The organism is Janibacter sp. GXQ6167 (genome assembly GCF_041365945.1).
In the GTDB taxonomy this organism is placed as follows: Bacteria; Actinomycetota; Actinomycetes; order Actinomycetales; family Dermatophilaceae; genus JBGFSK01.
Genome location: NZ_JBGFSK010000005.1, coordinates 177,428 through 198,518 on the forward strand (window position 1 = coordinate 177,428; position 21,091 = coordinate 198,518).

The 21,091-nt window shown below is 68.1% G+C and carries 21 protein-coding genes and 1 pseudogene; 7 read left to right on the forward strand and 15 right to left on the reverse strand.

The features are described 5' to 3' along the window. Positions 1-287: 287 nt before the first annotated feature. From AB8K43_RS09375 to dapE, 6 genes and pseudogenes are all read right to left on the reverse strand, one after another. A pseudogene (locus AB8K43_RS09375) lies at positions 288-407 on the reverse strand (DUF3117 domain-containing protein); the annotation flags it as partial. 114 nt (positions 408-521) lie between these two features. Then, positions 522-1,802: a hypothetical protein gene (locus AB8K43_RS09380; protein ID WP_370893690.1), complete on the reverse strand. Its 1,281-nt coding sequence runs from the start codon at positions 1,800-1,802 to the stop codon at positions 522-524. Then, a complete protein-coding gene (locus AB8K43_RS09385; protein WP_370893692.1) occupies positions 1,799-2,275 on the reverse strand; it encodes an SRPBCC family protein in 477 nt (158 codons plus the stop codon). The genes AB8K43_RS09380 and AB8K43_RS09385 overlap by 4 nt, the downstream gene beginning before the upstream one ends. Then, positions 2,275-2,571, reverse strand: coding sequence for a DivIVA domain-containing protein (locus AB8K43_RS09390; RefSeq protein ID WP_370893694.1), 297 nt, complete (start codon positions 2,569-2,571; stop codon positions 2,275-2,277). The genes AB8K43_RS09385 and AB8K43_RS09390 overlap by 1 nt, the downstream gene beginning before the upstream one ends. Before the next feature lie 3 nt (positions 2,572-2,574). After that, positions 2,575-3,270 carry a TIGR00730 family Rossman fold protein gene (locus tag AB8K43_RS09395; protein ID WP_370893969.1) on the reverse strand — a complete coding sequence of 232 codons (696 nt, stop codon included), beginning with the start codon at positions 3,268-3,270 and terminating at the stop codon, positions 2,575-2,577. A 49-nt stretch (positions 3,271-3,319) separates the two neighbouring features. After that, complete coding sequence (gene dapE, locus AB8K43_RS09400; RefSeq protein ID WP_370893696.1) at positions 3,320-4,411, reverse strand: succinyl-diaminopimelate desuccinylase; 1,092 nt, start codon at positions 4,409-4,411, stop codon at positions 3,320-3,322. A gap of 41 nt (positions 4,412-4,452) precedes the next feature. Here dapE and dapD point away from each other — a divergent pair, with 41 nt between their 5' ends. Continuing rightward, complete coding sequence (gene dapD / locus AB8K43_RS09405; RefSeq protein WP_370893698.1) at positions 4,453-5,382, forward strand: 2,3,4,5-tetrahydropyridine-2,6-dicarboxylate N-succinyltransferase; 930 nt, start codon at positions 4,453-4,455, stop codon at positions 5,380-5,382. Between the two features lie 40 nt (positions 5,383-5,422). Then, positions 5,423-6,301 (forward strand): hypothetical protein, encoded by an 879-nt coding sequence (locus AB8K43_RS09410; protein ID WP_370893700.1) that lies wholly within the window; start codon positions 5,423-5,425, stop codon positions 6,299-6,301. Between the two features lie 13 nt (positions 6,302-6,314). Here AB8K43_RS09410 and AB8K43_RS09415 read toward each other — a convergent pair whose 3' ends face one another. The 3 genes from AB8K43_RS09415 to fdxA form a co-directional block, all read right to left on the reverse strand. Then, the gene (locus tag AB8K43_RS09415) at positions 6,315-7,610 is read right to left on the reverse strand and encodes a citrate synthase (protein WP_370893702.1); all 1,296 of its coding nucleotides are present in this window, start codon (positions 7,608-7,610) and stop codon (positions 6,315-6,317) included. Between the two features lie 75 nt (positions 7,611-7,685). Further along, on the reverse strand, positions 7,686-8,867 hold the full coding sequence (gene dapC, locus AB8K43_RS09420; RefSeq protein WP_370893704.1) for a succinyldiaminopimelate transaminase: 1,182 nt from the start codon (positions 8,865-8,867) through the stop codon (positions 7,686-7,688). Beyond that, positions 8,864-9,190: a ferredoxin gene (fdxA, locus tag AB8K43_RS09425; protein ID WP_370893706.1), complete on the reverse strand. Its 327-nt coding sequence runs from the start codon at positions 9,188-9,190 to the stop codon at positions 8,864-8,866. The genes dapC and fdxA overlap by 4 nt, the downstream gene beginning before the upstream one ends. 18 nt (positions 9,191-9,208) lie before the next feature. Here fdxA and AB8K43_RS09430 point away from each other — a divergent pair, with 18 nt between their 5' ends. The 4 genes from AB8K43_RS09430 (at position 9,209) to AB8K43_RS09445 (ending at position 12,036) form a co-directional block, all read left to right on the forward strand. Next, positions 9,209-10,204: a GNAT family N-acetyltransferase gene (locus AB8K43_RS09430; protein WP_370893708.1), complete on the forward strand. Its 996-nt coding sequence runs from the start codon at positions 9,209-9,211 to the stop codon at positions 10,202-10,204. A gap of 107 nt (positions 10,205-10,311) precedes the next feature. Then, positions 10,312-10,845, forward strand: coding sequence for an HdeD family acid-resistance protein (locus AB8K43_RS09435; RefSeq protein WP_370893710.1), 534 nt, complete (start codon positions 10,312-10,314; stop codon positions 10,843-10,845). Then, complete coding sequence (locus AB8K43_RS09440; protein ID WP_370893711.1) at positions 10,823-11,314, forward strand: potassium channel family protein; 492 nt, start codon at positions 10,823-10,825, stop codon at positions 11,312-11,314. Before AB8K43_RS09435 ends, AB8K43_RS09440 begins: the two co-directional genes overlap by 23 nt. Then, the gene (locus AB8K43_RS09445; RefSeq protein ID WP_370893713.1) at positions 11,311-12,036 is read left to right on the forward strand and encodes a chloride channel protein; all 726 of its coding nucleotides are present in this window, start codon (positions 11,311-11,313) and stop codon (positions 12,034-12,036) included. The genes AB8K43_RS09440 and AB8K43_RS09445 overlap by 4 nt, the downstream gene beginning before the upstream one ends. On the opposite strand, the gene AB8K43_RS09450 is transcribed toward AB8K43_RS09445, so the two are convergent. Genes AB8K43_RS09450 through AB8K43_RS09475 form a run of 6 tightly spaced genes read right to left on the reverse strand, consistent with a single transcriptional unit; the run spans position 12,023 to position 19,199 of the window. Further along, a complete protein-coding gene (locus AB8K43_RS09450; protein ID WP_370893715.1) occupies positions 12,023-13,735 on the reverse strand; it encodes a VanW family protein in 1,713 nt (570 codons plus the stop codon). The two genes, AB8K43_RS09445 and AB8K43_RS09450, sit on opposite strands and share 14 nt — an antisense overlap. Then, positions 13,732-14,220, reverse strand: coding sequence for a flavin reductase family protein (locus AB8K43_RS09455; protein WP_370893716.1), 489 nt, complete (start codon positions 14,218-14,220; stop codon positions 13,732-13,734). Before AB8K43_RS09455 ends, AB8K43_RS09450 begins: the two co-directional genes overlap by 4 nt. Next, positions 14,217-15,077, reverse strand: a complete 861-nt coding sequence (mshB, locus tag AB8K43_RS09460; RefSeq protein WP_370893718.1) for an N-acetyl-1-D-myo-inositol-2-amino-2-deoxy-alpha-D-glucopyranoside deacetylase — start codon at positions 15,075-15,077, stop codon at positions 14,217-14,219. The genes AB8K43_RS09455 and mshB overlap by 4 nt, the downstream gene beginning before the upstream one ends. Next, positions 15,074-16,819 (reverse strand): ABC transporter substrate-binding protein, encoded by a 1,746-nt coding sequence (locus AB8K43_RS09465; protein WP_370893720.1) that lies wholly within the window; start codon positions 16,817-16,819, stop codon positions 15,074-15,076. Before AB8K43_RS09465 ends, mshB begins: the two co-directional genes overlap by 4 nt. 17 nt (positions 16,820-16,836) lie before the next feature. Next, on the reverse strand, positions 16,837-18,735 hold the full coding sequence (gene typA, locus AB8K43_RS09470; RefSeq protein ID WP_370893721.1) for a translational GTPase TypA: 1,899 nt from the start codon (positions 18,733-18,735) through the stop codon (positions 16,837-16,839). 38 nt (positions 18,736-18,773) lie between these two features. Next, complete coding sequence (locus AB8K43_RS09475) at positions 18,774-19,199, reverse strand: (deoxy)nucleoside triphosphate pyrophosphohydrolase (protein ID WP_370893723.1); 426 nt, start codon at positions 19,197-19,199, stop codon at positions 18,774-18,776. Positions 19,200-19,385: 186 nt separating this feature from the next. On the opposite strand from AB8K43_RS09475, the gene AB8K43_RS09480 reads away from it, so the two are divergent. Then, entirely contained in the window at positions 19,386-21,044 is a 1,659-nt protein-coding gene (locus tag AB8K43_RS09480) for an ABC transporter substrate-binding protein (protein WP_370893725.1), read from the forward strand. The last annotated feature ends 47 nt before the right edge of the window (positions 21,045-21,091 follow it).

Consider the following 21,091-nt stretch of genomic DNA (forward strand, 5'->3'; position numbering starts at 1 on the left):
GGGGGGGGGGGGGGGGGGGGGGGGGGGGGGGGGGGGGGGGGGGGGGGGGGGGGGGGGGGGGGGGGGGGGGGGGGGGGGGGGGGGGGGGGGGGGGGGGGGGGGGGGGGGGGGGGGGGGGGGGGGGGGGGGGGGGGGGGGGGGGGGGGGGGGGGGGGGGGGGGGGGGGGGGGGGGGGGGGGGGGGGGGGGGGGGGGGGGGGGGGGGGGGGGGGGGGGGGGGGGGGGGGGGGGGGGGGGGGGGGGGGGGGGGGGGGGGGGGGGGGGGGGGGGGGGGGGGGGGGGGGGGGNCGGGGTCATCTCGACCACGAGCCGGCCGCCGCCTTCGAGGGGCATGCGCAGCACGATGCCGCGGCCCTCCTTGGTGACCTCGAGGGGTCCGTCGCCAGTCCTGGGCTTCATTGCCGCCATGTGCTGTCCCTTCCTCGCCGCCGGCTGCTCCGACGCCACGTGACGACGCCCGTGCGCCGCCGATGAATGCCCCTATTATCCCCCGCTCGCCGCAGCGGTCCTAATCAACGTGGGTCACGGTGGGGTCACATGCCACGGCACGTAGGGCAACAGCCGCGTCGACCACGCGAAGACGCCAATCAGCAGAACGACCACGACGATCGCGACCCGCCGTCTCCAGTGGGTGACCACGTGGCGGCCGCTGGAGGTCCGCATCGCGACGCTCGCCACGAGGGCCGCGAGCGGGAAATCGAGCAGGAGGAAGCGCCACATGCTCGTGATGGGGCGCACCACGGCGAAGAGGTAGAGCGGGTAAGCAAGGGCCCACATCCGGACCTCGAGGGGAAGCCACGAGCCGTGGCGGCCGATGATCAGGGCGAGATAAGTCCCGACCAGGGCGACCATCACGATCACGGCGAAGAGTCCGTGCTGCTCCCAGGCCCAGGAGAACCACAAGACGAAGGGGCCTTGATCGGGGCGCTGCCCCCACGCCGCTTGAGTCTGGAAAAAGGCACCGGGGAGCCCGGAGATCAGGCCCACGGTCACCGGCCATGCCACGGCGGATACCGCGGTCGCGCCGAGCATGACGGCGATCCTCCAACGGTCACTGCCAAAGGCCCTATTGCCCGCGGCACGGTCCTCGCGCCAGCGGACCCAGAGGTGGACCAGGACTGCCATGCCGAGCGCAGGGGCCACCCCGCGGGTGTACCCGAGGAGCAACGCGACGACCGCGAACCCGAGGTATTGCTGGCGCATCAAGAGCAGCAGCGCGGCGCCGATGAGCACGGCGGCCAGGGCCTCGGTGTAGGGCAGGAGGAGCACGGCGGTCGCCGGGTAGCAGCACCAGAGGCAGGCGGCGACGAAGGCGAGGCGCTCCCGCGCGGGCTGGGAGGCCGCATGCACCGGGAAGGAGAGGACCTTAAAGATCAGCACGACGGCGAGGCACCCGAGGGCGAGGTTCAGCAGCATCGCGGCCTCGACGAAGCCCAGCCCGGTCACCATCACCATCCGCACGAGCCCGGGGAAGAGCGGGAAGAAGGCCCACGCGCTGTACGTGATCTGCCCGGTCTGCGGATCGGACGGAAGGGGGATCGGGTACCCCTCGCTCACGATCTGGTAGTACCAGGACCCGTCCCAGATCCCGAGCATGTCGCGCAGGCCGGGGTCGAGGTGGCCGACCCCCGCGGGCACTTGGTAGTACCGGGCGGCGACCCAGATCGAGGCCAGGGCGACCACCCGGGTGAGCAGGTAGACGGCGATCAGTGAGCGGACCGGTCGCGCGAGAGCGGCCTGCGCGAAGCGGTGGCGGCCCTCGACGGTGAAGAGGGAGGTCCGCACCGCCTCGATCGCGGTCAACGGCTCTCCTCGGCCTCGGCCAGCAGCCCGTCGATCAGCCGGGCCAGCATCGCCTCGGTCGCGCGATCACCACCTGCCACCCGGGCGCCGAGACGGGCGACGAAGCGAAGGGGGGTCGGCCGCGGCTCGATCTGCTCGTGCCAGGTGAGCCGCGATCCCCCTTCGGCGCGCGGTTCGATGACGATCTCGGCCCAGCCATCGAGCAACCGGCCGGTCTTAACGAGGCGCATCCGCGCGGGCCAGGCCGGGGGTGGTTCCCAGCCGGTCACGAGCATCGTGTCCTTGAAACCCAGCGGTCCGAACCCGGTCCGCGCGAGCACCTCCCACCCCAGGTGTGGGTCGGCATCTTGGGGGTGGATCGTCGTGAACGGCACGTACTTGGCGTGCCGGACCATGTCGGTCACGACGGCCCAGAGCCGCTCGGCGGTCGCGGTACTGGTCCGGGTGAGGGTGACGGGGGTGACTGGGTCCATCACGTGTCCTGCTCGCTCTCTCGGGCGCTGGCGGCCGCCACGCCCCCTTCGAGCTGGCGGATCCTCTCCTCAAGCAGGTCCAAGACGGCTTCGACCTGATCGGCGCGGTACCCGCGCAGGGCCGTATCGAAGCGGATCGCGGCAACGTCCTCGGCGGTGATCGGCGATTCGAGCAGCGGCAGCGGCGTACTCGTGACCGGTTCTGGGATCGGCTCGGGAGTGATCCGGCCGAAGAAGGCCGCGGCGGTGACCGCCATCACGAGCAGCGCGACGAGGAGGAAGAGGATCCAGACCATGACTTAGCCGTGCCTGGCCCCGGCCGCGACGAGCCGGACTGCTTCGACGGGGTCATCGGTCAGCTGGATCAGGTCAAGGTCTCGCTCGCTGATCGTGCCGTGGCCCAGGGCCGACTCGCGTAGCCAGCTGAGGAGCCCGCCCCAGTACTGCGTCCCGAGGAGGACAAGGGGGAAGGAGGTGACCTTCTGGGTCTGGACGAGGGTCACCGCCTCGAAGAGCTCATCGAGCGTCCCGAAGCCGCCGGGGAGCACGACGAAGCCCTCGGCGTACTTGATGAACATCGTCTTGCGGGCGAAGAAGTAGCGGAAGTTAACGCCCAGGTCGACGTAGGGATTAAGACCGGCCTCGAAGGGCAGCTCGATCCCGAGCCCGACCGAGGTACCGCCAGCCTCTCGCGCACCGCGGTTCGCCGCCTCCATCGCGCCCGGGCCACCGCCGGTGATCACGGCGTACCCGGCCTCGACGAGGAGGCGCCCGACCTCGACGCCGAGCTCGTAGGTCGGGCTTCCGGGAGGAGTTCGGGCCGAACCGAAGACGCTGACGGCCGGTCCGAGCTCGGCGAGCGCGCCGAACCCTTCGACAAACTCGGCCTGGATCCGAAGGACGCGCCATGGGTCGGTGTGCAGCCAGTCGGCCGCACCGCGGCTATCCAGCAGGCGCTGATCGGTCGTCGATGTGGGGACCTGCTTGCCGCGCATGACGACCGGGCCCTTGTGGTACCAGCGTGGTTCGCTCACGGCGCTCAACCTACGCCAGCCAGCGCAGCAGCGCGGCTTCGGCGTCGCGGAGTTGCTGGACCGGACAGCGCTCCTCGTCCTGGTGGGCGAGGTTGGGATCGCCCGGGCCGAAATTCACCGCGGGGATCCCGAGCGCCGAAAAGCGCGCGACATCGGTCCAGCCCTCCTTCGGCCCAACCGGGACGTCCAGCGCGGCCACGAAGTCTCGCGCCGCCGGCAAGTGCAGCCCGGGGCGCGCCCCCTCGGCGAGATCGGTCACCGTGAAGTCGTAGCCGGGCAGGACCGACCGGACGTACGCGAGCGCTTCCTCCCCGGACTTGTCCGGCGCGAAGCGGTAGTTGACGGTCACCGTGCAGGCGTCGGGGATGACATTGCCGGCGATCCCGCCTCGGATCCCGACGGCCTGCATCGCCTCGTGATAATCCAGTCCGTCGACATGGACGGTCGCTTCGTGATGCTCCCGAAGGCGGGTGAGCACGTCGGCGGCGTCATGGATCGCGTTGTGGCCGTTCCACGGTCGGGCGGAGTGCGCGGCGATCCCCTTGAGCGGGATCTCAACGCGCAAGGTCCCCTTGCAGCCCCCTTCGACGGTGGCATTGGTCGGCTCAAGCAGGACGGCGAAATCGGCCTCGAGCTCCTCGGGGTGGCTCTGGGAGAGCAGGTTCAACCCGTTGTATTGGGACTCGATCTCCTCGGCCTCATAGAAGAGGAAGGTCAGGTCGCGGGTGGGCTCGGGGACGAGCGCCGCGATCTTCAGTTGGACCGCGACGCCCCCCTTCATATCGACCGTCCCGCGCCCCCAGAGTGTGTCCACGCCGTCGAGGTCGACGCGTCGCGTCGGCAGGTTTGGCGGGTCGGTGAGGGGCACGGTGTCGAGATGTCCGGCGAGCACCACCCGCTCGGCTCGTCCGAGGTCGGTCCGCGCGACGATCGTGTGGCCGTGCCGGGTCACCTCGAGATGGTCCAGGCCGCGCAGCGCCTCCTCGACCGCGTCGGCAATCGCCCCTTCGTCGCGACTCACCGACGCGATATCGCACAGCGCTGCGGTGAGGTCGACGACATCACCGGTGAGGTCGAGGTGAGGGGGAGCAGATGAGGACATGGGGTCATCCTATGAAGGTGGGCCCGCATACCCTTGGACCCATGACTGCGACCAACGCCTGGGGCCACGGCCTGGCCACGATCACGACCGACGGAACCGTCCTCGATACCTGGTACCCCGAGCCCGCGCTCGGCGAGGCACCCGAGGTGAGCCAGGTCCCGGACGCTCTCGCCGCGCTCGCGGGCAGCGATGACGACCGGGGCGTGCGGACCGAGATCGTCACCACCGCTATCGACCTCACGGCCGCTCCGGAGGGGGCGAGCGATGCCTACCTGCGTCTGCACCTGCTGAGCCACCGCCTCGTCACCCCGAACTCGATCAACCTCGACGGGCTCTTTGGCGCGCTCGCCAATGTCGTGTGGACCAACTACGGCCCGTGCGCGGTGGAGGGTTTTGAAGCGACCCGTCTGCGGCTGCGCGCCCGCGGCCCGGTCCAGGTCTTCGGTGTCGATAAATTCCCGCGGATGACGGACTACGTGCTGCCCACCGGCGTGCGGATCGCCGACGCGGACCGGGTCCGTCTCGGCGCGCACCTCGCCTCAGGGACGACCGTGATGCACGAGGGCTTCGTCAACTTCAACGCCGGCACCCTCGGCACCTCCATGATCGAAGGGCGGATCAGCCAGGGGGTCGTCGTCGGGGATGGCTCCGACATCGGTGGCGGCGCGTCGACGATGGGGACCCTCTCTGGGGGTGGGACCGAGCGGGTCTCGATCGGGGAACGCTGCCTCGTCGGCGCCGAGGCCGGGATCGGGATCGCTCTCGGCGACGACTGTGTCGTCGAGGCGGGCCTCTACGTCACCGCAGGGACCAAGGTGCTCCTCTCCGATGGCTCCAACGTCAAGGCGGCCGAGTTGTCAGGCCGCTCCCAGGTCCTCTTCATCCGCAACTCGTTGACTGGCGCGGTCGAGGCCCGGGACCGCTCGGGCGAGGGCATTGCCCTAAACGACGCTCTGCACGCCAACGACTAGGCCTCTGATCGCCCCGACCGACGGGACTCCCCTTCCCCTGATGACCTCACCTCCTCGCCCCACGCTCTCCCACGACCATCCGCCGCGCCGCCTGCGGGTGGTCTCGTGGGTCGTCGCTGCCGTCCTCGTCGCGAGCCTCGGCGTCGCGGGGTGGGTATGGGGTCGGCCCCTTTACCGGAGCCTCTTTGGAGAGCAATGTCAGGCGACGGCGTTGGGCGAGAGCGTCACCTTCGACCCCGAGCAGATGAACCACGCCTCGACGATCGTGCTCATCGCGCTCAAGCGTGACCTCCCGGCGCGCGCGGGGACGATCGCGGTCGCGACCGCGATCCAGGAAAGCAAGCTGCGCAACATCACCTATGGCGACCGTGACTCGGTCGGGCTCTTCCAGCAACGCCCCAGCCAGGGGTGGGGATCGGTCGAGGAACTCACCGACCCGGTGTACGCGACCAACGCCTTCTACGACGCGCTCGTCAAGGTTGACGGCTGGCAGGACATGCGGATCACCGAGATCGCCCAGGAGGTCCAGCGCAGCGCCTATCCCGAGGCCTACGCCGACCACGAGCACGAAGGGCGGGCCATCGCCTCGAGCCTGGCCGGCCACTCCCCCGCCGGCTTCGGCTGCCGCCTGGAGGAGGCGAGCGAGTCGGGCGACCCCGCGAAGATCAGCGCTGCCCTAAAGGAGCAGACCGGGATGTCAGCGACCGGTGACGGCGAGGGGGTCCTCGCCGTCACCGCCACCAGCGAACAGTTCGCCTGGGCCGCCGGGTCCTGGGCGGTCGGGCAGGCCTCGGCCCGCCAGATCACCGCCGTGCAGGTCGGCTCGAAGCAGTGGGTCCGCGGCGACCAGTCCTACGAGTGGACCGATGCCGCGGACCCGATCCCCGCGCAGCAGGTGCGGATCACCTACCAGCAGTAGGGCCTAGCGCAGATCAGCGGGCGCCGAGGTCGACGTAGTCACGCGACGTGGAGCCGGTGTAGATCTGGCGCGGACGGCCGATCTTGGTCTCCGGGTCCTCGATCATTTCGCGCCACTGGGCGATCCAGCCCGGCAGGCGCCCGATCGCGAACAGGACGGTGAACATCTTCGACGGGAAACCCATCGCGGTGTAGATCAGCCCGGTGTAGAAGTCGACATTCGGGTAGAGCTTGCGCTCGACGAAGTAGTCGTCCTTCAGGGCGATCTCTTCGAGCCCCATCGCGATGTCGAGCAGTTCGTCGCCACCGGTCTTTTCCAGCACGGTGTGCGCCGTCTGCTTCACGATCGCCGCGCGCGGGTCGTAGTTCTTGTAGACGCGGTGTCCGAAGCCCATGAGCCGGACACCATCCTCCTTGTTCTTCACCTTCTTCATGAAGGTGTCGACGTCGTACTCCGCGCCCTGGATCTTTTGCAGCATCTCCAAGACGGCCTGGTTCGCGCCGCCGTGAAGGGGCCCAGAGAGCGCGTGAATGCCCGCGGAGATCGAGTTGAAGAGGTTCGCGTGGGCCGAGCCGACGATCCGCACCGTCGAGGTGGAGCAGTTCTGCTCGTGGTCAGCGTGCAGGATGAAGAGCTGGTCCAGCGCCCGCACGATGTCGGGGTCGACGTCGTAGGGCTCGGCCGGGAAGCCGAAGGTCATCCGCAGGAAGTTCTCCACGAGGGAGAGGGAGTTGTCCGGGTAGAGGAAGGGCTGACCGACGCTCTTCTTGTGCGCGTAGGCGGCGATGGTCGGCAGCTTCGCGAGGAGACGGATCGTCGAGATCTCGACCTGCTCCGGGTCGAAGGGGTCGAGGCTGTCCTGGTAGAAGGTGCCAAGCGCCGAGACGGCCGAGGAGAGCACAGGCATCGGGTGTGCGTCGCGCGGGAAGCCGTTGAAGAAGGCCTTGAGGTCCTCGTGCAGCATCGTGTGCCGCCGGATCCGCTCCTCAAACTCCTCCAGTTCGGTCGTGTTCGGCAGCTGCCCGTAGATCAGCAGGTAGGTGACCTCGACGAAGGTGGACTTCTCGGCCAACTGCTCGATCGGATACCCGCGGTACCGCAAGATGCCCTCATCGCCATCGATGTAGGTGATCGCGGACTTACAGGAGGCGGTGTTGACGAAGCCCGAGTCGACCGTCACATTGCCGGTGTCCTTGAGCAACGTGGAGATCCCGTAGCCGCCATTGCCCTCCGTGGCCTCGATATAGGGGAGGGTGAGGTTGGTGTCGCCGGAGGAAAGCGTGGCGTCACCACGTACTGGAGAGGTCATCGAGGTCAGCCCTTCGTTGGTTCTTCGGGAGACGCGCGGCATCATTGCTCAAAAACGCGAGGTCACCGCTCAAAACTACCTCAGCGTGCGCGTCGTCACATATCCGGGCGTCGAGAGGCGCTCTGCGGCGGTGGCGATGCGCTCATCGGTCGCGGTGAGCGCGATCCGCACGTGCCGGGCCCCGGCGGGGCCGTAGAAAGCACCCGGTGCGGCGAGGATTCCGCGATCTGCCAGCCTGCCGATCGTGGCCCACGAGTCCTCACCGGCGGTGCTCCAGAGGTAGAGACCAGCGCGGGAATGCTCGACGGTGAGGCCGAAGGGGGCGAGCGCGGGCTCGAGGATCGCGCGGCGGGCGGCATAACGCGCCTTCTGCTCGGCGACGTGATCATGATCAGCGAGCGCCGCGATCATCGCGGCCTGGACCGGCGCCGGCATGATCATCCCGGCGTGCTTACGCACCTCGAGCAGTCGCTTCACGAGGGAGACATCACCGGCGACGAAGGCCGCGCGATAGCCCGCGAGGTTGGACTGTTTGGAGAGGGAGTAGACGGCGAGCAGCCCTTCGTGCGAGCCCTCACACACGCGCGGGTCGAGGATGCTTGGCGTGGTCGGCGGCTCGCGATGCGTCGAGTCGCCGCCGTCCTCGCGGCGTTCGGTGTCCGTGCGCCAGTCGAGTTCGGCGTAGCACTCGTCGGAGGCAACGATGACGCCGTGCTGCCGGGCCCAGCGCACGACCTTGCGCAGGTGGGGCACCCCGAGGACCTGGCCGGTGGGGTTGCCGGGGCTATTCAGCCAGAGCAGGCGAGGGGCCGTGCGGGCGGTGACGGGGCCGAAGGCGGTCGTTGCGTCCGCGGCGACGGGGGTAGCCCCGGCGATCCGGGCGCCCACGTCGTAGGTGGGATAGGCGACGGTGGGGAAGGCGACGGTCTGCCCCTTCTCGATGCCAAGAAGCGTTGGGAGCCAGGCCACCAGTTCCTTCGAACCGATCGTCGGCAGGACGCCATCGGGATCGACATCGGCGACGCCGCGGCGGGCCGCGAACCAGGTCGCGACGGCTTCACGCAATGCCGGGGTACCCCAGGTCTGGGGGTAGCCGGGGGCATCGCTGGCAGCGCGCAGCGCCTCTTGGATGACCTCCGGGGTCGGATCGACGGGGGTGCCGACCGAGAGGTCGACGAGGCCGCCCTCGACGGCGCTCGCCCGCTCCTTATACGGAGCAAGCGAGTCCCAGGGGAAGTCAGGTAGGGACGAGATCACTCGTCGTGCTGCTGCGGCGGGAGCGCGGCGATCACGGGGTGATCCTTGGCGATCAGGCCCATCTTCGCGGCGCCGCCGGGGCTCCCGAGGTCATCGAAGAACTCGACGTTGGCCTTGTAGTAGTCCTCCCACTGCTCAGGCACGTCGTCTTCGTAGTAGATCGCCTCAACCGGGCAGACCGGCTCGCAGGCACCGCAGTCGACACACTCATCGGGGTGGATGTAGAGCGAGCGCTCACCCTCGTAGATGCAGTCGACCGGGCACTCCTCGATGCAGGCCTTGTCCTTCAAGTCGACACAGGGCTGCGCGATCACGTACGTCATGGCCCACATACTAGGCCCGTGATCATTGACCCGGCAGGCAGGCTCCGCCCAGGTCAGCGCGTCGCGGTCCGCTCCCGGATCGCGACGTCCGGTCCAGGGCCGTCGCTGACCGATACCGTCGGCGATCTCGTGACGATCGACACAGATCATCTGGTGATCGCGTCCCGGCGCGGCCGGGTCCGGATTGACCGCGACGATGTCGTCGCGGCACGTGTCATTCCGCCACGCCCGGGCCGCCGGGGAGCCCCCCATCGCGCCATCATGATCGAGGACCTGCAACGCCTGATGACCGCGGGCCAGCCGCCGATCGAACGCGCCTGGATTGGTGAGGAACGAAGGGGGTGGCTCCTGCGCGCCGCTCAGGGTTTCACCGGCCGCGCGAACTCCCTTCTGCCGGTCGGTGATCCAGGGCGATCACTCGACGCGGCGATTGATATCGCGGCGGCGTGGTATCGCGAGCGCGGCCTCACTCCCCTGGTGATGCTTCCCCAGCCCGAGGGGGCGGACCTGCGCCAAGACCCCCTTGGGGCCCTGCTTCTCGACCGGGGTTGGACCCCTTCACCGCCGGTCCTGGTCTTTACCGCTCGGGTCGCAGCGGTGGCCGACCTCCCGGTCGACACCTCGCCGGTCGCCTCGTCGCGAAAATTGAGCAAGGAATGGTTCGCCGCGTGCGGGCCGGTAGCGCAGGCGCGCCCGGAGGCGGCTCGTGCGGTGATGAGCGCTCCCGAGGAGCAGGCCTTCCTCTCCATCGGCGAGGAAGGACTCCCGCGGGCCATCGCCCGCGTGGCCTTCCACGATGGGTGGGCCGGATTGTTTGGCCTCCACGTCCGACCGGCGGCGCGCCGAGCGGGTCTCGCGCGCACCCTGACGGTCGCTGCAGCTCGGCAGGCCCGTGAACGCGGAATCGTTTCGATGTATCTCCAGGTCGAGAAGAGCAACGCGCCGGCCATCGCTCTCTACCAAGGACTCGGGCTCTCCCTGCACCATCACTACCACTACTTCAGTTACACCTGAGTCGCCGAGCGAGCCCACTTCACATTTTGGGACATGGCGTGCCAGACTTTTGTGCACGCCACGCAGCCGCGCGGCAGTGGGCGTCTTAACGACCAAAGGCTGTCACCATGGACAATCTCGCTCAGCGTTCCACCACCGCGGTCATCGGCCTCGGCGTCGTCGCGATCATCTTCGGCATCCTCGCGCTCTTTTGGCCGATCGGCAGCGCGCTCACTCTGGTGATTTTCTGGGGCGCTTACGCCTTCGTCGATGGCATCACCTCAATCGTCTTGGCCTTTCGCTCCGACGAGGGTCGCGGGTGGCTGGTCGTCTCGGGCGTCATTGGCATCCTTGCCGGCCTGGTCGCGATGTTCCAGCCGCTGTCGAGCGCCGTCGCCTTGACCTGGGTCCTTGGCATCTGGCTCATCGCACGCGCGATCATGGAACTGATTGCCGCGATCGGCGCGAAGACCACCGGACCACGGTGGCTGACCTTCTTGAGCGCGCTGCTCTGGGCGATCGCTGGCACCCTGTTCGTGCTCAACCCAGGGGCGAGCGCCCTCGGCCTCGCCATGTGGCTCGGCGTCCTTGCCATCACCTGGGGCATCGTGCTCGTCGTGCTCGGTTTCTCCGCGCGCAATGCAGCGAAGACCACTGCTTAGTACCTCCCCCTCGCGGACGGCGCTCGCGTGCGCGCTCATTATCGCGGTGTACTACCTCGTGCCTCTGGAGGCCGACCGGGCCGCCCCGGTTCGCCTGGTCGGAGCCTTGATCGCGATCGCGGGGCTCGCGGCCATTACCGTGCGGCAGCTGAAGCACTCCGATGAGCCGCTCGGTCGGCTCGTCACCCTGCTCGTGGTCGTCTGCGTCGGCTTCGCGACCGGGTTCTATACCCTCGCAAATACGCCGGGCCAGTTCGAGGGGCTCCATACGCGCACCGATGCGCTGTACTTCACGATCGTCACCATGGCGACCGTCGGGTATGGCGATATCCACCCCGTCGGACAGGCCGCGCGGCTCCTTGTGATCGCAGCGATCGTCTTCAACCTGGTCTTTGTTGCCGCGATCGGCTCGACCATCGTGCGCAAGGTGCGCGCTCACCAGCCAGGGGGCGCAGGAGGTGACGAGTGAGTCGCGCAACTCTCCCCGGATCGCGCTGGGACGCGATTCGGCCGCTGGCGCCCAGCAAGGCGCTCAACCTCCTCGCCGCGATCGGCGGATTTGTCACCTTGCTGGTCACCTACCGTGCGCTCGGCGCCCACGACCTCGATCTGGGGCTCAGCGATTTCACGCTCTCCAGCGGGCAGGTCATCGCAGCGCTCGTCCCGGCCGCGCTCGGCGGGTTCCTCGCGGTCGGCTACCTGCTCCTGCTGCCGCGGATGAGGTCGGCGATTGCTCGGCTCGGCGGCCTGCACGTACAGACCCTGGTCGGGACGGCGGCCTTCGCCGCCCTCGCGATGGCCGTCCCGATGGTGCGCTTTTCCGGACACGCGGAGTTCACCGACCTCCACGAGCTGGTGGGCGCCTCGGCCTGGGGAGCCCTCGCGGGCCTCGCGGTGCTCAAACTCGTCGCGACCGCCCTCAATGTCGCAAGTGGCTGGCGCGGGGGAGAATTCTTCCCCCTTCTCTTCGCCGGGGCCGCCGCTGGCGCCGTCGCCCTGGCCTTCGTCCCCGGCCTGGAACCGACCGCGGCGCTCGTCGCGGGCCTTGGTGCCGCCACCACCGTGGGATTGAAGAAGCCGCTCGCGGTCGCGTTGATCTGTGCCTTCTTGATCGGCGGGATCGCCTTGGCCCCGCTCATCGTCGGGGTGGGGGTCGGGATGCTCTTCGCGCGCGTTGCTAGCCGCAAATGACCTGGTCGGAAGCGATATAGCGGGTGGTGAAGTCCGAGCGCTTCACTTCCTTACCGCCCTGACTAAAGATGCGCGTCACGGTCACGGTAAAGCCGACGTGCGGGGACTGTGAGACGCATCCTGGCTTGTTATCGCGGATCGTCTTCGGCTGGGTGACGTTGGTCCGCGGTCCCTTCACCGCCTTCACATCCCAGGTCTTGCGCCCATAAAAGCTGACGGTGACCTTGGAATCGGTGGCGCTCGCCCGGATCAGGATGCCGCCCTTGGTGTCATTGGTGAACCGGTTATCGACGTCGGGCCAGGAGATGGTGGCCTCGCGCCCTTCGGGATAGCGCGAGATGTAGAAGGAGTGCGGGTGGAACTCCTCGATCTTGGCGCCCGAGAAGAAGATCGCATTAAACAAGGTGGTCGATAGCTGCGAGATGCCGCCGCCATAGTCCTCGCGCAGGCGACCTCCGACGATCACGCCGGCCTTGTTGTATCCCTTGGCCGCCGTCCGTTCGCCGAGTGCCTTGTTCAAGCTGAAGGTCTCGCCGGGGGCGACATAGGTCCCGTCGATCTCACGGGCCGCGATCTTGATGTTGTGGGTCCGGGTCGGGTTCGCGGGGAGATCGGAAGAGAAGGTGCTGATCCGGGCGTTCGGGATGGTCTCCTTGGCCTTGGCGGTCGTGACCTTCGGTTTGCTCACCGTCGACTCGACGGTCGCCGTGCGGGCGTCGCCTTCCTTGGTCCAGGCCTCCGGGACGGAGGCGACCACCGACTCGCCTCTCAGGGTGAGCCCATTGCGAGAGGGTTTGACCTCAAAATCCATCGAGCCCTTCGCGACGACCGTCGCGTCGCGCGGCTCGACCAGCACCTTGGCCCGGTCGCCCGCCTTGGTGACCGCTGAGACCAGCTTCTTGTCATCCACGGTGAGGTCGAGACGCCCGTCCTTTGAGTCAATCCCCACCGCAGTGCTAAGGGCCGCCGCCGTGACCGGGAAGGACACGTCCTTGTCCTCGGCCCCCTTCGTCTTGACGGTGACCGGTCCGGAGAGCAGCGGCTCGAGAACCTCACCGGTGAAACGCTCGATCTCGGCCTGCTGGAGCGTCGGCTCGGTCTCAACGGTCGGCGCCGGGAAGGCCCGGCGCGCCGGCCACGCACCAAGGATGGTCTTCGCGAGCGCTTCGCGGTCGACGCCGACGCCGGGCTTGGACGCAGTGGTCTTCACCTTGGCGTCCTCCACGGCCACGGTGCCCTCCACCGGGTCCGATTCGAGGGCTGCCACGGGTTCGCTCAGCCGCTCGGCGAGGTCGGCCGGATCGGCGTCGGCGGCCGCGTCGTGGTCCTGACCACTACGAATCTGGTCCCAGACGTGGACGGGGTTCAGGCTAAAGCTGGTGAGGTCCGCGAGAGCGGCGTCGTAATCGAGCGCCAGCCCCAGATCGGCGGGGTCGACATTTTGCGACTCGTCACCGACGGTGATCTCGATCGGCTTGGTGGACTGCGGACCGAGGCGGGCGTCCAAGGCAGCGCGTGCCTCGTTCTCGCTCATGCCGCCGATGTTGACGCCGCCGACGCGAGTGTCGGGCGGGATCCGCCCGGCAAGGAACCAGGCGGCCGCGACATAAAGCCCCGCGAGGACCAGCAGGACAAACACCCCAGCGAGCACGACCCGTCCGCGGCCGCTCTTGTCGGCGGTCTCAGACTTCGGCTTCACCTTGGGCTCCAATACTGACTGCGGTAGTGAATCAGGGGATCTTCGGGGCGCTCTCCGGGCTCCCAGTCGATGACCTCACCCACGACGATCGTGTGGTCCCCGCCAGGGTAAGCGGCGGTCGTGCGGCATTCCAGGGTGACGAGCGCGTCGTCGATGAGCGCTACTCCACTCACCCCCCGGTGGTGCGGGACCCGCTCCAGTTGGCCGAGAAGCGGCCGACCAGGGGTTGCGAGCCAACTCGCGGTGGCCCGTCCCTTCGCCGACAGCACCGATAGCCCCCAGATACCGGACTCCAGCAGTGGGTCGTGGAGCCCGCCATCGAGGCGAATACAGACGAGCACGAGCGGCGGATCGAGCGAGACCGAGGCGATCGAACCCGCCGTCATGGCATGGTCACGGCCGCGCAGGGTCGTCGTGACGATCGCGACGCCCGTCGCAAACCGGGACATCGCCTCACGCATCTGCTGCGGGTCGGGTGCGCTCACAGCCGCTCGCTCAGCGGGCGGCGGGGCCCTCCAGGAAGGGGGTCGCCGGTCTCGGGGTCGATCTCGGCATAGCCTTCGCGCCCGCTAAAGCGCGCGGCAATCCCGTTGGACAACGCGAAGCGCGGGGGTTCGACGATGACCTGCGTGCGGTGGTGGCGCACTCCCCGAGCCTGAACCGGGACCGCGTCCGGGTCGACGACCTCATAGGTCACGACCTCGTCGGGCACGACCGAAGCCGCAAACGCCCCGTCGGGCAGGGTCCACCCCGCGGGGGTCGACGCGGCGTTCGCGCGCAGCCACGCGCGATCCTCTTCGGCCCAGGACCGCGGGGTGTAGACGGCGAAGAGGGGCGGACGTTCGCTCAGGCTCGCGACCGCTCGGCAGGTGACGCGGTGGGTCTGGATGTGGTCGGGGTGCTCATACCCGCCACGGGAGTCATAGGTGATCACGAGGTCGGGCTGGATTTCGGTGATGACCGACGCGACCAGGGCCGCGGCCTCATCGAGGTCAGCTCGAGCGAACGCCCGCGGGTCGTGCGCGCTCTCACTTCCCGCCATCCCCGAGTCGCGATACCGCGAGAGCACGCCCCGTGCCGGGTCTTCGCCCAGCACGCGTGAGTTCACCCCGACCTCGGCCATCGCGGCCCGCAGTTCTTCCCGGCGGTACGGGCCGAGCGCGTCATCACGCTCGGCGCCAAGATGCTCCAGCTCGGCCGGGATGATCTCCCCCTGCTCGCCGAGCGTGCAGGTGAGGACATGCACCTCGGCGCCTTCGGCCACGAAGTGGGCCAAGGTGACGCCGGTCGCGAGCAGCTCGTCATCGGGGTGGGCATGGACGGCGAGCACCCGGGCGGTCATCGCGACACTCCGATCACCGCGAGGTCAATCACCCCTCCGTACACCTCGTTCCCGGTCAAGCCGGTCACCTCGGACCCACCGGCGAAGGTGGAGATCCCCTGCGACAACGCGATATACGTCCCGTCCTTGACGAGCCCGGTGTCGATCTTCTTCCAGGCCGCCGCCCGCTTGGACCGAGTCGTGATCTTTTCGGCATCATCCATCGCGGCGTTCAGCTTTTGATCCTCGACCATCCCGTAATCCCGCCCGGAGCTGTCCCCGCCGAGGTTGATCCGACTATCGAAGAGCAGCGGTAACACGGTCGAGGCCGATGGGTAGTCCGGACCCCAATTGGCCCAGAAGACATCCGTCTCCTTGGCGAGGCCCGCGGAGGCAATCGCGGTGAAGTAGTCATCGGAGACGGGCTTGAGCGTCACCGCGAAGCCGCCGGCTTCCCAGCCCGTCTTCACCTTCTCCATGGCCGAGGTGAGGTCCCCGCTGTCGCGGTAGGCCACCGTGATCGGGACCGGGGTGGTGATCTTCGCGTCCTTCAAGATGCTGCGCGCCTTCTCCGGATCACCAGAGGGCCCCTCGTCGAGGACCGCGTCGTGCGAAGAGGGCAGCGTAGGCGGCAGCAAGGACCACCGGGGCTCGCCCATCGCCGAACCACCGAGGGCCTCGAGGTACCCCGCGCGGTCCGTCGCCGTGGCGAGCGCGACACGGGCGGCCTTGTCCTTCATCGGGCCCCGGTCATGGTTGGGCGCGAGGTAATCGATGAGCTGGCCGGGGACTCGCACCGTCTTGACGGTGTCCTTGGCCTCATCGACCGCAGGCTGCAGGGCTAGTGGCACGGCGTCGAGGGCGACCGTGCGCCGCCCTTCCTCGCCGCTCGTGATCTCACTCAAGGCTTCTTGGGGCTCGACCCCTTCCTTGAAGACGATCCGCTCGGGATTGGCCTCGCGGACCGGGTCGGTCTTCGCCGACCAATGGGGGTTACGCACCCAGGTCCCGCCGCTGGAGGCGGTCCACTGACCGTCGAGTTGGTACGGCCCCGACGAAAATGCCGCGTAGGTGGCGTCCTTGCCCCCATCCGAGGCTTCCTTGACCGGTGCGAACTCGGGCAGCGAGACAATCTCGCCAAACCCCGCGACCGGCTCGGAGAGGCGGAAGGTCACCTCGCGACCCTGGCAGCGAACGGCGTTCTCGATCAGTTTCTTGGCCTTGGCGCTCTGACCCTCCTTGACGAAGGGCCCCGGGTAGGTGCTCGTCCCGTCCGGCTTCTTCGGGATGTCCAGATAGGTCAAGGCATAGCCGCCGGCTCCGAGTTCGGGATCGAACGCGCGCGAGACCCCGTAGCGCACGTCGGCGCAGGTGATCGCGCTGCCGTCTTGCCACTTCACCCCCTTGCGAAGGGTGAAGGTCCAGCTCTTGAGGTTCTTACTGGCCTTGCCGGTATCGGTCGCTAGATCACCGACGATGGCGCGCTGACTGGCCGCATCCGGACCCGTGGCATAGGTCGTGAGGCCCCGCAAATAGAGCCGCCCGGCGAGCCCGGCCACCTGACGCGAGGTCATCCGTTGGGGGTCCCAGGTCTGCACCGGGCCCTGAGAGACCAGGGTGAGCTGCTGCTTCGGTCCGGTGGGCTCGGGCGCTCCGGTCCCAAGCGCCTCCGGTGCCTCGTTCGAGCACGCGGCGAGCACGAGAGAGCCCACCGCGAGCACGACGAGAGCGCCTCGGGTTGTGCGTCGGTCAGCAGGCTGCACAGCTGGCCTCCTAGGGATCAGGCGTTGTTGCGCGCCCGGGATGCGGCACGAGCACGCAGGGTCTGGTCGAGCTCGACCTTACGGATCCGGGCGGCGTCGGGGGTGACCTCGACGCACTCGTCCTCGCGACAGAACTCCAGCGACTGCTCGAGGCTGAGGCGGCGCGGCGGGACGACCTTTTCGAAGTTGTCCGCGGAGGAGGCGCGCACGTTGGTGAGCTTCTTCTCCTTGGTGATGTTGACGTCCATGTCATCGGCGCGGGAGTTCTCGCCGACGATCATGCCCTCGTACACCTCGGTGCCCGGCTCGACGAAGAGGGTGCCGCGCTCTTGGAGGTTCACCATCGCGTAGGAGGTGACCGGCCCGGAGCGGTCGGCGACGAGCGAGCCGGAGACACGGGTGGTGATGGTGCCGAACCACGGCTCGTAGCCCTCGAAGACGTGGTGGGCGATGCCGGTGCCGCGCGTCTCGGTGAGGAACTCGGTCCGGAAGCCAATGAGGCCGCGGGACGGGACGAGGAATTCCATCCGGATCCAGCCCGTGCCGTGGTTTGTCATCTGTTCCATGCGCCCCTTGCGGGCGGCGAGGATCTGGGTGATCGCGCCGAGGAACTCCTCGGGGGTGTCGATCGTGAGCCGCTCGACCGGCTCGTGGACCTTGCCATCGATCTCCTTGGTCACCACCTGGGGCTTGCCGACGGTGAGTTCGAAGCCTTCGCGGCGCATCTGCTCGACGAGGATCGCGAGGGCGAGTTCTCCTCGGCCCTGGACCTCCCAGGCGTCGGGGCGCTCGGTCGGCAGGACGCGGAGCGAGACATTGCCAATCAGCTCGCGGTCGAGACGGTCCTTCACGAGCCGGGCGGTGACCTTCGTGCCCCGGGTCGGACCGCGGCCGACGAGCGGCGAGGTGTTGGTCCCGATGGTCATCGAGATGGCCGGCTCGTCGACGGTGATAATCGGCAGGGCGATCGGGTTCTCGGCGTCGGCGATCGTGTCGCCGATCATGATCTCCGGGATCCCCGCGATCGCGATGATGTCGCCGGGGCGGGCGGCCTTGCCCTCCAGCGGCTTGCGCTCGAGCCCTTCGGTCATCATCAATTCAGTGATCTTGACCCGCTCCTGGCTGCCATCGTGGCGGCACCAGGTGACCTGCTGACCTTTACGGATCTCGCCGTTAAAGACACGCAGCAACGCGAGGCGGCCGAGGAAGTTGGAGGAGTCCAAGTTCGTGACGTGGGCCTGAAGGGGGGCCTCGTCGTCATAGGAGGGCGCCGGGATCGTCTCCATGATCGTCGCGAAGAGCGGCTCGAGATCGCCGTTATCCGGCAGCTCGCCATTCCCGGGGCGGTTGAGGCTCGCGGCGCCAGCCTTCGCCGAGGCGTAGACGATCGGGAAGTCGATCTGGTCCTCGTCGGCATCGAGATCCATGAAGAGTTCGTAGGCCTCGTCGACAACTTCGGGGATCCGACTGTCGGGCCGGTCCACCTTGTTGATGCACAAGATCACCGGCATCTTCGCCGCGAGCGCCTTGCGCAGGACGAAGCGGGTCTGCGGCAACGGGCCCTCGGAGGCATCCACGAGGAGCACGACGCCGTCGACCATCGACAGACCCCGCTCGACCTCTCCGCCGAAGTCGGCGTGGCCGGGGGTGTCGATGATGTTGATCGTGACGCCGTCAGGGGCCCCGTGGGCGGCCGCGGACGGCGCGGTGTAGTGGATTGCGGTGTTCTTGGCGAGGATCGTGATGCCCTTCTCGCGCTCGAGGTCACCGGAGTCCATCGCCCGCTCGTCGACGTGGTCGTGCTCGCCGAAGGTGCCTGCCTGCCAGAGCATCTTGTCAACGAGGGTGGTCTTGCCGTGGTCCACGTGGGCCACGATGGCGACATTGCGCACGTCGCTGCGGGAAGTCATAGGCATAGCGGCGATTGTCTCAGGGCGACCCCCTTCCGACCGAATCACCAGCCGAGGTGCTCGGCGAGCGCACGGCTCACCGCGCGATCGGCGGGCAGCCAATCCAGGTCTGCGAGCTCCGTCGGCCCACACCACCTGAGGTCATCGTGATCGGCCGTGAGGCGCGGCTCGCCGCAGATGATCTCGGCCCACCAGATGCGCAAGATCCCGTGCTCACCGATGGGCCACGCACGCTTGGCCAAGGGACCTCGGACCTTGGCGCCGAGACGTACGGCGATCCCGAGTTCTTCGTCGAGCTCGCGGTGGAGCGCTTGTTTTGCCCTCTCCCCCGGCTCGATCTTGCCGCCGGGTAGTTCCCAGGCACCCGCGAGCGGCGAGGCGCCCGCCCGCCGGGCAGCAAGGACCCGCGTGGGGGCGTCGATCCGATCGGTGATCGCGGCGCCGACGACGTCGAGGCGGTGTCGGGTCACGGCTCACACCGTAGTGCGGCACGTCTCGCTCCGGTAAAGACCTGGTGGCTTTCTCTACCGCTTGCCGTTACTTGTCGTTAGGTTGCCCCCAAGCCGCTATCGACGTGCCGTAGATCACGGCAGTGCCGGTGCGTGGCATCAAGTCTGGCCGACCGGCTGGGCGTTTCGTCAACGAGCGAGGTATCGATGACCGTCAGGAAGAGCGTTCCCCTGGCCCTGATCTCCGTCGCCGCCCTGGCCCTCACCGCGTGCGCGTCCAGCGACCGCGATGGCGGCAGCGGCAGCGAGGGCGACACCGGCGGAACCTTCACGTTCGGCGCCGCGGGCGCCCCATCCGTGCTGGACCCCTTCTACGCCACCGATGGCGAAACCTTCCGGGTGACCCGCCAGATCTTCGAGGGTCTGGTCGAGATCAAGCAGGGTTCGGCCGAGATGGAGCCGGGCCTCGCCACCGAGTGGAAGCCGTCCGAGGACGGCAAGACCTGGACCTTCACCCTTCGCGAGGGCGTGAAGTTCAGCGACGGCGAGCCGTTTAACGCCGACGCGGTGTGCAAGAACTTCGAGCGGATGGCCGACCAGAATGAGGCCGCCCAGTCCGGGCCCGCCGAGTACTGGGCGTACTCGATGGAGGGCTTCGGCAAGGACTCGCTCTACCGCTCCTGCAAGGTCGTTGACGAAAAGACCGTCGACGTCGAGGTCTCCAAGGCGACCTCGAAGTTCCCCGTCGTGCTCTCCCTTTCCTCCTTCGCGATGCAGTCGCCGAAGGCGATGGATGAGGGCAAGGCCAATGACGTCAAGACCGCTGGTGAGGGCTTTGAGTACCCCGCGTACTCCAAGGCTCCGGTCGGCACCGGCCCGTATGTGCTCGACAAGTACGACGAAGCCAACAAGACCGTCACCTTGAAGCGCAATGACGACTACTGGGGCGAGAAGGCCAAGAACGCTCAGCTCGTCTTTAAGATCATCCCCGACGAGACCGCTCGTCGTCAGGAACTGCAGGCCGGCTCGATCGACGGCTACGACCTGCCGAACCCGGTCGACTGGAAGTCGCTCGAGGATGCGGGCAATGACGTTGCCGTGCGCCCGGCCTTCAACATTCTCTACATGGGCCTTAACCCCAAGAGCAATGCCAAGCTCAAGGACCTCAAGGTCCGCCAGGCGCTCTATCACGCGCTGAACCGCGACCAGCTGGTTAAGACCCAGCTGCCCGAGGGCGCCACGGTGGCGACCCAGTTCATCCCCGAGGCCGTGGCCGGCTACAACAAGGACCTGCAGCCGTACTCCTACGACCCGGACGAGGCGAAGAAGCTGCTGAAGGAAGCGAACGCCGAGGGCATGACCTTGCGCTTCGCCTACCCGACCGAGGTCACTCGGCCGTACATGCCGGACCCCCAGAAGCTCTACGAGGCGCTGCGCAGTGACCTCGAGGCCGTGGGGATCAAGGTCGAGGTCGTGACCAAGCCCTGGAACGGTGGATACCTCGATGACGTCGACGCGGGCCGCTATGACGCGTGGCTCCTCGGCTGGACCGGTGACTACGACTCGGCCGACAACTTCATCGGGACCTTCTTCGGCAATCTGAAGTCGAACCAGTTCGGGACCAGCGTCACCACCTACGGTGAGCCGCTGTCGAAGGAGCTGCGTGAGGCCGACGCCATCGTCGATGAGGCCGAGCGCGACACCAAGTACGAAGAGCTCAACAAGAAGATCATGGAGGAGTACCTCCCGGGTCTGCCCATCTCGCACTCGCCGCCTGCCCTCGTGGTGAGCGACAAGGTCAAGGGTCTGATCCCGAGCCCGCTGACCGCCGAGCGGTTCAGCAGCGTCAGCGTCGGCGGTAACTGACGGTTCACCGCCTGACACACCCCTGATGCCAGGGTGGGGGGGGAAAC